Genomic DNA, 13,554 nt, shown 5'->3' on the forward strand with positions numbered 1-13,554 from the left:
GGGGGGGGGGGGGGGGGGGGGGTAATAGTTGCGGCTCGGGGGAACTGGATGGCGAGGATTTAGCCGGACGGACATCAGGACGGGGCATTGGCAACACTACCAGCCGTGCGGCAACGGTAAGTCGCTGGGATGGTCCCTTCTGGCCCAACCCGGAAGTCGATGTCCACTTCAGCGCCGCTATTGGGGAAGGAGCGGACATCGGTCACGCAGGCCGTTTAATGAGCACACGCCTAGTCCTACTTCCCGGTGCATGACGCCTGGCAGCTTTCCAGCCGGTCGAAGCACGCGTCGATTTCATGCTTGTCCGTCGTCGAGGGGAAGCATGCCCCCAGGCGATCACTGCAACCGGCGCGACAGGCGTCAACACTCGGGTGTGCCTCTTCCGAGGCTTCGCTCGAGCACGTGCTCGCGAACGGCACGTTGCTCCACGACCAGTAGAATTCACGGCCGTCCATATCGACGCATTTCCTCAGCGACGTCGACGGCGCGCCGGAGGGCGATTCGGCGGCAGGCGCCGCGGTGCTGGCCGTCAAGCCGAGCAAAATCAGGACGACCGGAAGGCTGCGGGTTCGGGCCATGGATCGATGCCGCGATGAGGGACGCGCACCACGATACAACGGCTCGCGCGCAATCTGAATCCGATTTGCCCGTCGTATCCGATCCGAACTCACGCGATCGCGACGATCTCGAGTTCCTGACTGCCGGAGCCAACAACATCGCCGACAGCTTTGCCCATCAGTGATCTCGCCACCGGAGCGACGAATGAAATCGACCCGAGCTTGGGATCGGCTTCATCCTCGCCGACGATGCGATAGGTCTGCACGCGCCCGTCGGCTCGGCTGAAGGTCACCGTACTGCCAAAGGCGACTGTTTCGGTCGACGCCGGATTTGGTTTGACCTGCGCCGTGCGGATTCTTTCAGTCAGATAGCGCTTGTCGCGCAGCGGGACCGCCGAGAGCCTGCGTTTCTCATTGACGTCTTCAACCTGCTGCGCGGCGTCATACGCCTCGCGCGCCTCCTGCAATTGCAGCTCGAGCGCCTTCAATCCCTCCGCCGTGACCAGGTTCGGATGCGGCGAGATCGGGCGATCGGGGAGCAGGGTCTCCGACGCCGTTTCCGCGCTTTCTTCCTTGGTGAAGGCGACACTCAATCCTGACGCTCCCATCGCACAGACGCTCGCCGCCCTCCGCTGAACGCAGACCCGACGCGCAAAGAGTAAATGTATGACGATATAATGAAAATGCCCACCCCGGGTTCCTCCGGATGCCGGCGGAGGGACGGGTCGTCGCTGCGGGGCGATGCGGCAACGGGTGTTGCCCGTTCGACACGACGGGCAAATCAAACGAAAACCCGTCAAGTCTCCCGGCAGCAAAAATAATTCTGTTTTCACGAATATCGAATTGATGTATGAATTCGCCCGTCTCACCCGCTCGAGGGGCGCTTCGCGATCGTCACGAACGTTGTGGTGGGATGCGGTGGACGCCGATGTCGCGATTGACGGTCGCGGCGGATAGCGGACGGCGAAATCGTGCAGGCCTGACGCCCTAGTGGCAGGTGTCCTGTCAGCAAGAGACCAACGTCTCTTGCTGACGGCGGTGACAAAAAAGCCCAGTCTCACCGGGGCGAGCACGTATAAGCCGTAACCCATCGCGCAGGGAAAGCCGGGATGTTCCGGTTACACCTGTGGTCCTACCCCCGAGCTACCTTTGTTGCTCGGGGCCCATGGGTGCGATCGGCGCCCGGCTTTCCCTGCGCCCTCACTACTGAGAGAGGGTGAAACGAGATGAAGGACTCGGACAAATCATGTCGCGAGAGCGCGAAGCCGCGTCGTCATCCTCGTGCCATCGCCCGGCTCGACCGGGCGATCCGGTATGCCGCGGCCTCTCGGCTCAAGCACAGCCGCATCTGGAATACCGGATCGCCCGCATGCGCGGGTGACGACACCGGCGGGCTGTTTGACAGTTGAATCGGAATTCGCCCCCGTCCATTGCGACGTGGGGAAGCTGCGACCCTACAGCCCCGTATACCCCGCCTTGATGTGATCCGTGCTGCCGTCGAGCTGGCGCAGATAGGTGAGACCGCACACGGTGAGGCGATGCGTATCCTTCTCGCCGGCCTCGAACAGGGTACGGACATAATCCGTCACCTTGGCCCGCGCCTCCTCGCTCGCGGCGGTCGAGCGATTGAGCAGCAGGTCATAGGTCAGCATGATGCGATCGATGGCGGCTTCCACTGATGTCTCCGGATTTGCGACTTAGACGAGGATCAGCGTCTCGGCCTCGAATCTCGCGATCGCCTTGTTGGCGAGGCGGATCCGGTTCATCTCACCGTGCTGGAACAGCTTCACGATGATACCGAGCAGGCGCTGATTGGTGACGTAGGCATCGGGGATGGCGCCGCACTTGCGCAGATAATTGGAAGCGATGGCATAGGCGTCGCCAACCACCTCCATATTCAACACCTGCGACTCGCGCTCAACCAGCATGTCCTGCTTCTCCAATGGCTAACGGATAAAGCGCTGATGAAGCCATGGTTCCACGGCGGGAAGAATTTATTTCGCAACCGCGAAAACGACAAAGCGCACCGGCCGGGCATGGCCGATGCGCTGATTGGAGGATGGCTGCCGGTCTTTTGAACCGCCGGCTTGGCCGACAGGCGGGAGGGGAAGTTCAGAGGCGATACAGGATCTGGTCGGTCCAGAACCGCTCGAGCCGGTGCAGCGACTTGTTGAGGCTCGCGAACTCCTCGTTCGAGATGCCACCGACCTGCTCGACCGTCTTGACGTGCTTCTGATACAGCGCGTCGACGATGCGGCGGACTTCCTGGCCCTGCGCAGTCAGACGGATACGAACAGAACGCCGATCGACGCGCGAGCGCTGGTGATCGAGGAAGCCGAGCTCGACGAGCTTCTTCAGATTGTAGGAGACGTTGGAGCCGAGATAGTAGCCGCGGGTGCGCAGCTCGCCGGCAGTCAGCTCCTTGTCGCCGATATTGTACAGCAGCAGCGCCTGCACCGAGTTGATGTCGGCACGTCCGCGGCGATCGAACTCGTCCTTGATGACGTCGAGGAGCCGGCGGTGCAGCCGCTCCACCAAAGTCAGGGCTTCGAGATAGAGCGGCTGCACCGGAGCCTGACCGGCAGCGCGATCGGCGGCATCCGCCGCCGTTGTCGCAACGGCTTTCATCATGACACTTCCCCTGTTGTCGTTTTTATCGACTTATTCGACGAAACTTGTGTCCCGCCTGATAGCTGCAACTTAAGGGGGCCGTTTGAAGATCAGCTTAAATAAGACAATAAAGAGATCATGAATTTAAGACAGTGAATCGCGGATTAAGCCCATGGATCAAGGGCTTTTCGAAACTTTTCATTGACGGTGCAGAGCACCTGTTCACGCTTCGTCTGCCTCCCCTGTCACATTCGGAAACAGCTTCGTGTGAATTCGAAACGGTGGCGTAACGGTCGTGCGGGAACCCTTTACGGTCACCGAAGGGTTAGCGGAAAAATCTTCGAAAATCTTACGGGATCGCACGGCTGGGTTCTGCACGCATGACGCGTGGCGACGCTGGACAGCAGCAAAGTGGTCCCGCCGCCGGCCAGCGCAACACCGGCTGGCAAATATGCCTAGACCCGACAACAGGCCCCGGCGGCAGTCCCGAGAGATCCGCGCTGCACGATCTGTCGTCTCTGAACAGCGCGGTCCGGGCGCTTCACCTAGCAGAGCCTGTGATTCTGTCTTCTCAGTGCGCGCACCGGCGTTGCGAAGGTGGCGATTCAGACGCGCTGTCGCAGTGAGGCAACAGTGGAGACTGGACTACGGCGGACGTTCACGGGCTGCCATCCAGGCCAGCGCAAGGTAGGCCGCAAGCATCACGGCCTCGAAGGCGACCACCGTGAGGCTGCCGCCGTAGATGCCGGGAAACATCAGCTCAATGACCGCCATCGACACGACCGCGGTCAGCCACACCACCGCGCCCCAAGGCGTCGCGAGCCAGAGCCCGACCGCTGAGACGAGTTCGATGACGGCGAAATAGATCGTGGCGGTCTGCCAGGCCATCGACTGGTTCTCGAAGGCCTCCTCCTCGCCGCCGACGAAGCCGGTGACCTGGGCCCAGTGGTAAAGGCCCTTGGCGATCGACACGACGGCCATGATGCGCAGGAAGATGACGAGACGCCGCGTCCAGGCGTTCTCGTCCGGCTCGATGCGATCGGACGAGATGCCGCCGACCGGCATGGCAGTGTCCCGTGCCTGATCGCGCGCAGAGGTGTCAGACATGCGAGGTGCCGCGCAGGGGCTGCAAAGCGAGGTTCATGGTGGGACTCTTGACCCGCCCGAGCGGCAAAATCAATCGCCGTTACGGCAATTCGAGGGTGTCAGGCTGCGATGACGCCCGCCCCTTAAAGGTGCTAGAAGCGGAATTATATCAGGTCGAAACCAAGCCGCCGTCGGGAGAACAGACATGGCGATCAAATTCGGACGCCCGATCGAAATGCGCGACGCGCCGCGACGCCAGGGCGAACGACAGACACCCCTCGCCTCATCCTCGCTCGATCTCACGGTGCGGCCGCGCCGCAACCGCAAGTCCGAATGGGCACGCCGGCTGGTGCGTGAGAACGTGCTGACGACCGACGACCTGATCTGGCCGATGTTCGTTGTCGACGGCCACAACACCCGCACTCCCGTTGCCTCGATGCCCGGCGTCGAGCGCCTCACCGTCGACCAGATCGTGCGCGACGCCGAGCGCGCGGCCAGGCTCGACATCCCCTGCATCGCGCTGTTCCCGTTCACCGAGCCCTCGCTGCGCGATGAAGAGGGTTCGGAGGCGCTCAACCCCGACAATCTGGTCTGCCAGTCGGTGCGCGCGATCAAGCGGGAATTCCCCGATCTCGGCGTGCTCTGCGACGTCGCGCTCGATCCCTTCACCAGCCATGGCCATGACGGGCTGATTGCCGACGGCAAGATCCTCAACGACGAGACGGTTGCGGTGCTGGTGAGGCAGGCGCTGACGCAGGCCGAGGCCGGCTGCGACATCATCGCGCCGTCGGACATGATGGACGGCCGCGTCGGCGCGATCCGCGAGGCGCTCGACGACAACGGCTTCGGCGAGGTGCAGATCATGTCCTACGCGGCGAAATACGCCTCCGCCTTCTATGGACCGTTCCGCGATGCGATCGGCTCGGCCAAGACCCTGACCGGCGACAAGCGCACCTATCAGATGGACAGCGCCAATTCCGACGAGGCGCTGCGCGAGGTCGAGCTCGACATCGCCGAGGGCGCGGACATGGTGATGGTCAAGCCCGGCATGCCCTATCTCGACATTGTCCGGCGCGTGAAGGACACCTTTGCGATGCCGACCTTCGTCTACCAGGTCTCGGGCGAATACGCGATGATCGCGGGCGCCGCCGCAAATGGCTGGATCGACGGCGAGCGCGCGATCATGGAGAGCCTGGTCGGCTTCAAGCGCGCCGGCGCCGATGGCATCCTGACCTACTTCGCACCGAAGGCAGCGGAGAAGATCAAGGCCGGCGCGTGAGGGTCGCCGGCACGAATGGAATTTCATCTGCTTCCATTCGCCATTCGCCGCTCCCTGTTCGCCATGGTTCCCCCGGAATATTTCGGCTCCATGGAGTTTCCCGGGGCTTGGCTTGCGTTCGACCAGTTCCCATGTCCTGCCCGGGATATCAATCGGAGGTTGGCATGTCGTACAGCAATGACAGGGGCCCTTATGGCGGTGCCTGGCGCAACGACGGCGGTGTCCCGCCGCATGCGTTCGATCCGTGGGCGCAGCCGGAACTGTTCCGGGGCGTGCTGACGCGGCGGGTGTTCGCGTTCCTGATCGACCTCGTCGTGCTGTCGGTGCCGGTCATCCTCGGCGTGATCTTCATCGCCCTGTTCGGAGTGGTCACGCTCGGCCTCGGCTGGGCGCTGTTCTGGCTGGTTTCGCCCGCCTCCATCATCTGGGCGATCGTCTATTACGGCTGCTCGATCGGCGGGCGGCATTCGGCCACCATCGGCATGCGCGTGATGGATCTGGAGTTACGCACCTGGTACGGGTCGCCGGGCTATTTCGTGCTCGGCGCGACCCGCGCGGTGCTGTTCTGGGTATTGGTCTCGTTCCTGTCGCCGCTGGTGCTGCTGGTCGGCCTGTTCAACGGCCGACGCAGGCTGCTCCACGACATCATCCTCGGAACCGTGGTTATCAACAGCTCGGTCCGGACCGAGGTGACCCGGGCAGCGCGTGCCTATTAGGCCCGCCTAAACCAATTGACCGTTAGCTTCTGGAGGGCGATGCTAACTCGGCTGCCTTGTTTGTTTGGAGCCTGACGATCTGACGTGACCCAGCATTCGCGTGACACTCCGCAATTTTACCTGACGGCGCCATCGCCATGCCCGTATCTGCCGGGCCGGCACGAGCGCAAGGTGTTCACGCATCTGGTCGGCGACAAGGCGGGCGATCTCAACGACTTGCTGACACATGGCGGCTTCCGCCGCAGCCAGTCGATCGCCTACCGGCCGGCCTGCGACCAGTGCCGGGCCTGCGTTTCGGTGCGGGTGGTCGCCAACGAATTCCGCGCCTCCCGCAATTTCCGCAAGGTTCTCGCCCGCAACGCCGACATCATCGGCGAGCAGCGCAACGCGGTGCCGACCTCAGAGCAGTATTCGGTGTTCCGCGCCTATCTCGACCGCCGCCACCGCAACGGCGGCATGGCCGACATGACGGTGCTGGACTACGCCATGATGGTCGAGGACAGCCATGTCGAGACCCGCATCATCGAATACCGCAAGCGCAACGTCGACAGCGGCATCACCGGCCGAGGCGACGAGTTGATCGCGGTGGCGCTGACGGACGTGCTCAGCGACGGGCTGTCGATGGTCTATTCGTTCTTCGAGCCGTCGCAGGAGGCGCGCTCGCTCGGCACCTTCATGATCCTCGACCACATCGCCCGCGCCCGGCGGCAGGGCCTTCCCTACGTCTATCTCGGCTACTGGATCGAGGGATCCAAGAAGATGGACTACAAGGGACGCTTCCTGCCGCAGCAGCGCCTCGCGCCAAGCGGCTGGCTCCGCGTCGAGGCAACCGGCGAGGTCCCGGCGGAGCCGCAGGACTGAGCGATCGGCCTCAGCCCGTGAACGTATCGATCAGGAGCTTCAAGTTGAGGATCACGATCAGCCCGGCGACGATCCATGCCGCTGCTGCCACCGGCGCCGAAATCGCGAACGCGCCCATCTTGCGCCGGTCGGCGACGAAGCGGACCAGCGGAATCACCGCGAACGGCAGCTGCATCGACAGCACGACCTGGCTGAACACCAGAAGCTGCCCGGTTCCGCGCTCGCCATAGAGCGCAGCAACGACGATCACGGGCACGATCGCGATCCCCCGCGTCAGCAGCCGCTGCGCCCAGTCCGGCAGCCGCAGGTCGAGAAAGCCCTGCATCACGATCTGGCCGGCAAGCGTCGCCGTTACCGTCGAGTTGAGGCCGGAGGCCAGCAGCGCGACGGCAAACAGCGTCGAGGCGATGCCGAGGCCGAGCAGCGGCGACAGCAGCTCGAACGCCTGGTCGATCTCGGCGACGTCGGAATGGCCGCTCTTGTGGAAGGTCGCGGCCGCCAGCACCAGGATCGCGGCATTGACGAACAGCGCCAGCATCAGCGCGATGGTGGAATCGACAGTCGCCCATTTGATCGCATCACGCCGCCCCTCCTCGGTACGCGGATAGGCGCGGGTCTGCACGATCGAGGAATGCAGATAGAGATTATGCGGCATCACGGTCGCGCCGATGATGCCGATCGCGATGTAGAGCATCTCGGGATTGGTGACGATCTCGTGCGACGGCATGAAGCCGCCGATCACGGCGGCGACCGGCGGCGCGGCGGCGGCGATCTGCACCACGAAGCACACCGCGATCACGATCAGCAGCGCGATCACGAACGCCTCGAGGAAGCGGAAGCCGCGGTTCATCAGGAGCAGCAGCAGGAACGCATCGAGCGCCGCAAGCAACGCCCCGCCGACCAGGGGAATGCCGAACAGCAGCTTGAGCGCGATCGCGGTGCCGATCACCTCGGCGAGGTCGCAGGCGATGATGGCGGCCTCGCAGGCCAGCCACAGCATCAGGTTCACCGGTCGCGAATAGGTCGCCCGGCAGGCCTGCGCCAGGTCGCGGTCGGTTGCGATGCCGAGCCTTGCCGCAAGCGCCTGCAGCAGGATCGCCATCAGGTTGGATAGCAGGATGACCGAGAGCAGCGTGTAGCCGAACCTCGAGCCACCCGCGATGTCGGTGGCCCAGTTGCCGGGGTCCATATAGCCGACCGAAACCAGGTAACCGGGTCCGGCGAAGGCCAGCAGGCGCCGCCACCACAATCCGCCGCTGGGGACCGCGACGGTCGCATTGACCTCCGGGAGGCTGCGGGCATGGCCTGCGTCGCCGCGCCAGCCAGCGGCCGGAAGGGCTTCCTGGAGGGCAACCGTGTGCGTCTGAGGCGTTCGAGCGTCCATACCACCAAGATGGCGTAGCCGATCACTTAATGCAACTCATTTGCAACTGCATCTAGGCTTACGAAGATGCTATCGCCGCCCTTCTTGTAAAGCACTGAAGAAGTGCTTTATATTCTAAGCATGATCAAACTACCCGTCGAGACGCCGACCGCCACGCTTCGCTACGCACTCGCCCCTGACCCGACAGGCATCGCGGCTATCGAGGCGACGTTTGCGGCCTATGCCCGCATGATGGAGATCCTCGCGGAAGTCGCCCCCGTCGGCGCCAATCTGGTCTCGCTGCACGCCCAGGCCTACGAGACGATCCGGCGGGAGACCGGCCTGCCGGCACGGCTGGTGACGCTCGGGCTGCGCGACCGCGCCAACTATGCCGCTGACGCGGCCGTCCGCCGGATCCCGCTCGACGACAAGTTGTTCGCGATCAAGGGTCCAACTTCACTGACCATTAGCACTGTCAGCGGACGCGTCTTGGTGCCGTTCGAGGTGCCGGGATATGTGTCGGGCTGGGAAAGCCCCTTCCCGGCACACTTGGTCTCGGATGGACGCGGCTACGAAATCCACATCGCCGTGAAATCGAAATCAGCACAACCGGAGGAGAAGACCATGCTTCACGAAGGCATCCTTGCGCGCATGGGCCGGCTTCTTGCCGCCATCGCGAGCCAGACCATCGACAATGCCGAGAACGCCAACAAGGTCGCGCTGGTCAAGCAGGCGATCCGCGAGATCGACGCCGGCGCCGACGAGGCACGCTACGCGCTCGGCAAATCGCGCGCCGAAGAGTTTCGCCTGAAGCGGCGGCGCGAAGAACTTGATACCGAGACCGCAAATCTCACCGAAAAGATTCGTCTCGCAATTGCGGAAAATCGCGAGGACCTCGCGCGCGCCGGCGTCGCACGGCAAATTGATCTGGAGTCCCAGATGATCGCGCTGGAGCGCGCGATGGATTTCATCGAGCTCGAAATCGACGAGCAGACCAAGGCCTTGCAGGCGATGCTCGGCGCGCGCCGCGAGGCCGAGGCGCGATTAACCGATCTCGAACAAAGCCTGATCCGGGAATCCCAGCAGGAAACCAACCGGGGCCCATCGCCGACCAATACAATGAGTGCCGAACGCGCCATGGCGGCGATTGCACGGGTGACCGGCGTTCCCGCAGCGAGCGTGCTCGGCGACAAGGAGCTTGACGAACTCGATCGCCTGCATCGCGAAAAGGAAATCGCGGCGCGGCTTGAAAGGATCAAGTCACAACAATGAGTGCAGTTGGCGACATTCTGCTCGCCTCCGACGTGCGGCCGTTTGCGGTCGCGGCTGCGATCATGGTGGCGCTTGGCGGTATCGAACTGCTGAGCACCATGATCGGACTTTCGATCAGCGAACTCATCGGCAAGGATTTCGCGGTCGAGGCCGAGAGCCATAATGCTCTCAGTGGCCTGTTTCTCTGGATCAACGCCGGACGGCTTCCCCTCCTGATCCTGATCATCCTGGTTCTCGGCATATTCTCGATCGGAGGCTTTTTGCTCCAGGGCGTGGCGCATGCCGTCGGCACCGCCATCCCCGTATCGATTGCCGCGCTGGCGGCCGCCGCCGTCAGCGTCCCCCTCGTCAGGACCGCGAGCCGCGGCCTCGCGCGCATGATCCCGCGCGACGAGAGCTACGCGGTTGATGACAACGACTTTGTCGGCAAGGTCGCCACCGTTGCGGTCGGCCCGCTCGATCAGGGCCTGCCCGGCCGCGTCCGTCTCAAGGATGTCTTCGGCAACTGGCATACCGTGTCGGCGCGTGCCAGCCGCGAATCCGAAGCGTTGCCGGTCGGTGCCAGCGTGCTGCTGGTCGATCGTGACGCGAGGTGCTTCATCGCGATCGCCGCTCCCGCCGACCTCATTCAGCAACAACAATCTTCCAACAGGGCATAACACATGTGGGAATTCGCTGTACCCGTCGCCATTGGCGTCCTAGCCATCCTCGTGATTGGCCTCCTCTTCGCAAAGCTCTACAAGCGCTCGACCCGCGACGAGGCCTATGTCCGCACCGGCCTCGGCGGCCAGAAGGTCGTGCTCGACGGCGGCTCCATGGTGCTGCCGATCTTCCACTCGACCGCCGCGGTCAACCTCAAGACGCTGCGGCTCGAGGTCGCGCGCGGCGGCCCGGATTCGCTGATCACCAAGGACCGCATGCGCGTCGACATCGGCGCCGAGTTCTATCTCCGCGTCAAACCCGATACCTCCTCGATCGCCCTGGCCGCACAGACGCTCGGCAACCGCACCAATGACGCGGCCGAGCTCCGCGAGCTGGTCGAGGCGAAGTTCGTCGACGGCCTGCGCTCGGTCGCCGCGACCATGAACCTCGAGGAACTGCAGGAGCAGCGCGCCACCTTCGTCAAGGCGGTGCAGGACGCGGTCGGCGCCGACATCCAGAACAATGGTCTCGAGCTCGAATCGGTGTCGCTGACCAAGCTCGACCAGAGCGACATCAAGCATTTCAATCCGAGCAACTTCTTCGACGCGCACGGCCTGACCACCCTGACCAAGATCACCAAGGAGCGTGAACAGGAGCGCAACCAGATCGTCCGCACCACCGAGGTCAACATCGCGCAACAGGACCTGGTGGCGCGACAGACCACGCTGACGATCGAGAGCACCAAGCGCGAGGCCGAGTTGGCGCAGCAGCGCGATATCGCCAACAAGACGGCGGCGATGCGGGCGCAAACCGCGCAGGTCGAACAGACCGCGTTGCAGAACGAGGCCGAATACCGCATCCAGCAGGAGCTTGCGGTCGCCAACAAGCAGACCGAGGCCAACCAGGCCCGCGACACCCGCAAGATCGAGGCGGATCTGGCGGTGAAGCGCCGCAACACCGAAATGGAGCGCGACCTCCAGATCGTCGCCCAGGAAAGCGCGATCGCGGTCGCGGCCAAGAGCAAGGAGCAATCGGAAGCCCAGACCATCGCCGAGACCGCGCGGGCGGTTGCGATTGCCGCCGAGGAAAAGGTCACGACGGCGCGCGCCACGGAGATCGCCGAGCGCGACAAGATCATCAACGTGATCGCCGCGCGCAAGGCTGCCGAGACCAACGCGATGCCGATCACCGTGATGGCCGAGGCCGAGCGCCAGGCCGCCGCCAACAAGGCGGAAGCAACCAACGTTCTCGCCAAGGCCGATGCGGCCGCGGCGACCACGCGTGCTGCCGGCGTCAAGTCGCTCGGCCAGGCCGAGGCCGAAGTCGCGACGATGAAGGCGGAAGCACGCAACAGGCTGAGCGCGGACATGATCGCATACGATCTCAACCTTGCGCGCATCAACGTGATCCCGAACGCACTCGCCGAGGCGGTCAAGCCGATCGAGAAGATTTCCGACATCCGTATCTTCGACACCGGCGGCCTGCTCGGCCGCGGCGGCGGCAACGGCCACGCCAACGGCAATGGCGGTCTCGGGCTCGGCGACGGCCTCGCCGCTCAGCTGCTGTCGGTCTCGGCGTTCAAGCCGATGATCGACAAGATCCTGTCCGAGGCGGGATTCCCGGCCGGACCCGACGCACTCTCGAGCCTCACCAGCGCGCTCGCGCAACGCAAGGCCGAGACCGCTGCGCCCGAGGTGCCCGCGATCGCCGATGGTGTGCAACCCCAGGCGCTGGTCGGCACCATCACAGGCCACCTCGCACCCGGTTCCAAAACGCAGTGACGGCCTGATCAAACATCGCGTCAAAAAAGGCCCGCCTTCCCGGCGGGCCTTTGCATTTGGCGTTGTCGGGAAACGGGTGGGATCGGACGCCGCCCATCCACACACTATGGCTGGATCGAATCCTCACAGGAATCTGACATGTCCGCCGACACACATCATTTGCCCACAACCTTCAACCGCCTGGCCTGGTCCAACCTCGCCGCACAATCGGCGGAGCAGATCGCGCTCGCCGCGGCTCCGATCGTCGCCGTGCTGCTGCTCGGCGTCGGCGAGGGACAGACCGGCCTTCTGCAGACCGCGCTGACGCTGCCCTTCATCCTGTTTGCCATACCCGCGGGCCTGCTCGCCGACCGCGTATCGCGGCGCTGGGTGATGGCGGGTTCGGAGGCGCTGCGTGCCGCCGCGCTTGCGGCGATCCTGCTTTTGCTCTGGCTCGGCCTGATGACCCTGCCGCTGCTGGCGCTGCTCGGCTTCATCGCCGTCTGCGGCACGGTCGCCTACAGTGTTGCCGCGCCGGCGCTGGTGCCCTCGCTGGTGACGCCTGCACTGCTGCCGGCGGCAAATGCCCGCATCGAGCTGGCGCGCACCGTCGCCTTCGCCAGCGGGCCCGCGCTCGGTGGCGTGCTGGTCGGCTGGGTCGGCGCCGCACCCGCGTTCGGCTTTGCCGCGGCGCTGTCCGCGATCGCGGTCGTACTGCTGGCCGGCGTCTACGAGCCGGCGCGCCCGCCGGCGCCGCAGCGCCACCCGCTCAAGGACATCAAGGAAGGCGCCGCCTTCGTGTTTCACCATTCCTTGCTGCGTCCGGTGTTCGTGACCCAGTTCATCTTCAACACCGGCTCGTTCCTGTTGCTCGCTGTGTTCGTGCCCTATGCAGTGCGGCATCTCGGGCTTAGCGCGACCGGTGTCGGCACCACGCTTGCGATGTACGGTGTCGGCATGGTGGTCGGCGCGCTGTTTGCGACCCGCGTGATGAAGCGGCTGGCATTCGGCACCGTGATCGGACTAGGCCCGGTGACCGGCTTCGTTGCATCGGTCGTGATGGCCCTGACCACGTGGTTTCCGACACCGCTGCTCGCTGGCCTCAGCTACTTCCTGCTCGGCGTCGGCCCGATCCTGTGGGTGATCTCGACCACCACGCTGCGGCAGTCGGTGACGCCCCCTTCGCTGCTCGGCCGCGTGTCGGCGATCAACATCATGAGCTACGGCGCCCGCCCGCTCGGCTCCGCGCTCGGCGCTGTCGTCGGCGGCCTCTACGGTGCCGAGACCTGCCTCTACCTCGCCGCCGCGATCTTCGCGGCGCAGGCGCTGGTGATCCTGATCTCGCCTGCCGTCTCGCTGACGCGGCAACCCGACATGGTCGGCGAGCTGGCGCGCTGCTAGCAGCCGT

15 protein-coding genes are annotated in these 13,554 nt (G+C 64.3%); 8 read left to right on the forward strand and 7 right to left on the reverse strand.

The window, feature by feature from the left end; all coding sequences use genetic code 11:
- Positions 1–236: 236 nt before the first annotated feature.
- Entirely contained in the window at positions 237–578 is a 342-nt protein-coding gene (locus JQ586_RS30465; protein WP_212398332.1) for a hypothetical protein, read from the reverse strand.
- 89 nt (positions 579–667) lie between these two features.
- Entirely contained in the window at positions 668–1,150 is a 483-nt protein-coding gene (gene greA, locus JQ586_RS30470; RefSeq protein WP_212398400.1) for a transcription elongation factor GreA, read from the reverse strand.
- Between the two features lie 633 nt (positions 1,151–1,783).
- Here greA and JQ586_RS30475 point away from each other — a divergent pair.
- The gene (locus tag JQ586_RS30475; RefSeq protein WP_212398333.1) at positions 1,784–1,966 is read left to right on the forward strand and encodes a hypothetical protein; all 183 of its coding nucleotides are present in this window, start codon (positions 1,784–1,786) and stop codon (positions 1,964–1,966) included.
- A 45-nt stretch (positions 1,967–2,011) separates the two neighbouring features.
- On the opposite strand, the gene JQ586_RS30480 is transcribed toward JQ586_RS30475, so the two are convergent.
- The 4 genes from JQ586_RS30480 to JQ586_RS30495 form a co-directional block, all read right to left on the reverse strand.
- Positions 2,012–2,233 (reverse strand): hypothetical protein, encoded by a 222-nt coding sequence (locus JQ586_RS30480; RefSeq protein WP_212398334.1) that lies wholly within the window; start codon positions 2,231–2,233, stop codon positions 2,012–2,014.
- 21 nt (positions 2,234–2,254) lie between these two features.
- Positions 2,255–2,485, reverse strand: a complete 231-nt coding sequence (locus JQ586_RS30485; RefSeq protein ID WP_212398335.1) for a hypothetical protein — start codon at positions 2,483–2,485, stop codon at positions 2,255–2,257.
- Positions 2,486–2,669: 184 nt separating this feature from the next.
- Complete coding sequence (ldtR, locus tag JQ586_RS30490; RefSeq protein WP_212398336.1) at positions 2,670–3,188, reverse strand: transcriptional regulator LdtR; 519 nt, start codon at positions 3,186–3,188, stop codon at positions 2,670–2,672.
- A gap of 624 nt (positions 3,189–3,812) precedes the next feature.
- On the reverse strand, positions 3,813–4,274 hold the full coding sequence (locus tag JQ586_RS30495; protein WP_212398337.1) for a DUF6163 family protein: 462 nt from the start codon (positions 4,272–4,274) through the stop codon (positions 3,813–3,815).
- Between the two features lie 184 nt (positions 4,275–4,458).
- Between JQ586_RS30495 and hemB the strand changes: the two genes are divergently transcribed.
- The 3 genes from hemB to JQ586_RS30510 all read left to right on the forward strand — a co-directional run bounded on the left by hemB (position 4,459) and on the right by JQ586_RS30510 (position 7,109).
- Positions 4,459–5,532 (forward strand): porphobilinogen synthase, encoded by a 1,074-nt coding sequence (hemB, locus tag JQ586_RS30500; RefSeq protein WP_212398338.1) that lies wholly within the window; start codon positions 4,459–4,461, stop codon positions 5,530–5,532.
- Between the two features lie 164 nt (positions 5,533–5,696).
- Positions 5,697–6,248 carry an RDD family protein gene (locus tag JQ586_RS30505; RefSeq protein WP_212398339.1) on the forward strand — a complete coding sequence of 184 codons (552 nt, stop codon included), beginning with the start codon at positions 5,697–5,699 and terminating at the stop codon, positions 6,246–6,248.
- Positions 6,249–6,332: 84 nt separating this feature from the next.
- Positions 6,333–7,109, forward strand: coding sequence for an arginyltransferase (locus JQ586_RS30510; RefSeq protein ID WP_212398340.1), 777 nt, complete (start codon positions 6,333–6,335; stop codon positions 7,107–7,109).
- A 10-nt stretch (positions 7,110–7,119) separates the two neighbouring features.
- On the opposite strand, the gene JQ586_RS30515 is transcribed toward JQ586_RS30510, so the two are convergent.
- Positions 7,120–8,493 (reverse strand): Nramp family divalent metal transporter, encoded by a 1,374-nt coding sequence (locus tag JQ586_RS30515; protein ID WP_212398341.1) that lies wholly within the window; start codon positions 8,491–8,493, stop codon positions 7,120–7,122.
- A gap of 120 nt (positions 8,494–8,613) precedes the next feature.
- On the opposite strand from JQ586_RS30515, the gene JQ586_RS30520 reads away from it, so the two are divergent.
- The 4 genes from JQ586_RS30520 (at position 8,614) to JQ586_RS30535 (ending at position 13,547) form a co-directional block, all read left to right on the forward strand.
- Complete coding sequence (locus JQ586_RS30520; protein WP_212398342.1) at positions 8,614–9,744, forward strand: PspA/IM30 family protein; 1,131 nt, start codon at positions 8,614–8,616, stop codon at positions 9,742–9,744.
- Complete coding sequence (locus tag JQ586_RS30525) at positions 9,741–10,403, forward strand: OB-fold-containig protein (protein ID WP_212398343.1); 663 nt, start codon at positions 9,741–9,743, stop codon at positions 10,401–10,403. The genes JQ586_RS30520 and JQ586_RS30525 overlap by 4 nt, the downstream gene beginning before the upstream one ends.
- A gap of 3 nt (positions 10,404–10,406) precedes the next feature.
- On the forward strand, positions 10,407–12,167 hold the full coding sequence (locus tag JQ586_RS30530) for a flotillin family protein (protein ID WP_212398344.1): 1,761 nt from the start codon (positions 10,407–10,409) through the stop codon (positions 12,165–12,167).
- 138 nt (positions 12,168–12,305) lie between these two features.
- Positions 12,306–13,547: an MFS transporter gene (locus JQ586_RS30535; RefSeq protein ID WP_212398345.1), complete on the forward strand. Its 1,242-nt coding sequence runs from the start codon at positions 12,306–12,308 to the stop codon at positions 13,545–13,547.
- The last annotated feature ends 7 nt before the right edge of the window (positions 13,548–13,554 follow it).

The organism is Bradyrhizobium jicamae (genome assembly GCF_018130215.1).
Classification (GTDB): domain Bacteria; phylum Pseudomonadota; class Alphaproteobacteria; order Rhizobiales; family Xanthobacteraceae; genus Bradyrhizobium; species Bradyrhizobium jicamae_A.

What these genes read in the sequence shown, in the direction of transcription:
- JQ586_RS30520 (WP_212398342.1), top strand. Translation starts at nt 8,614, where the DNA reads ATGATCAAACTACCCGTCGAGACGCCGACCGCCACGCTTCGCTACGCA.
- JQ586_RS30530 (WP_212398344.1), top strand. Translation starts at nt 10,407, where the DNA reads ATGTGGGAATTCGCTGTACCCGTCGCCATTGGCGTCCTAGCCATCCTC.
- JQ586_RS30485 (WP_212398335.1), bottom strand. Translation starts at nt 2,485, where the DNA reads ATGCTGGTTGAGCGCGAGTCGCAGGTGTTGAATATGGAGGTGGTTGGC.
- JQ586_RS30525 (WP_212398343.1), top strand. Translation starts at nt 9,741, where the DNA reads ATGAGTGCAGTTGGCGACATTCTGCTCGCCTCCGACGTGCGGCCGTTT.
- hemB (WP_212398338.1), top strand. Translation starts at nt 4,459, where the DNA reads ATGGCGATCAAATTCGGACGCCCGATCGAAATGCGCGACGCGCCGCGA.
- JQ586_RS30505 (WP_212398339.1), top strand. Translation starts at nt 5,697, where the DNA reads ATGTCGTACAGCAATGACAGGGGCCCTTATGGCGGTGCCTGGCGCAAC.
- JQ586_RS30475 (WP_212398333.1), top strand. Translation starts at nt 1,784, where the DNA reads ATGAAGGACTCGGACAAATCATGTCGCGAGAGCGCGAAGCCGCGTCGT.
- JQ586_RS30495 (WP_212398337.1), bottom strand. Translation starts at nt 4,274, where the DNA reads ATGTCTGACACCTCTGCGCGCGATCAGGCACGGGACACTGCCATGCCG.
- JQ586_RS30535 (WP_212398345.1), top strand. Translation starts at nt 12,306, where the DNA reads ATGTCCGCCGACACACATCATTTGCCCACAACCTTCAACCGCCTGGCC.
- ldtR (WP_212398336.1), bottom strand. Translation starts at nt 3,188, where the DNA reads ATGATGAAAGCCGTTGCGACAACGGCGGCGGATGCCGCCGATCGCGCT.
- JQ586_RS30465 (WP_212398332.1), bottom strand. Translation starts at nt 578, where the DNA reads ATGGCCCGAACCCGCAGCCTTCCGGTCGTCCTGATTTTGCTCGGCTTG.
- JQ586_RS30515 (WP_212398341.1), bottom strand. Translation starts at nt 8,493, where the DNA reads ATGGACGCTCGAACGCCTCAGACGCACACGGTTGCCCTCCAGGAAGCC.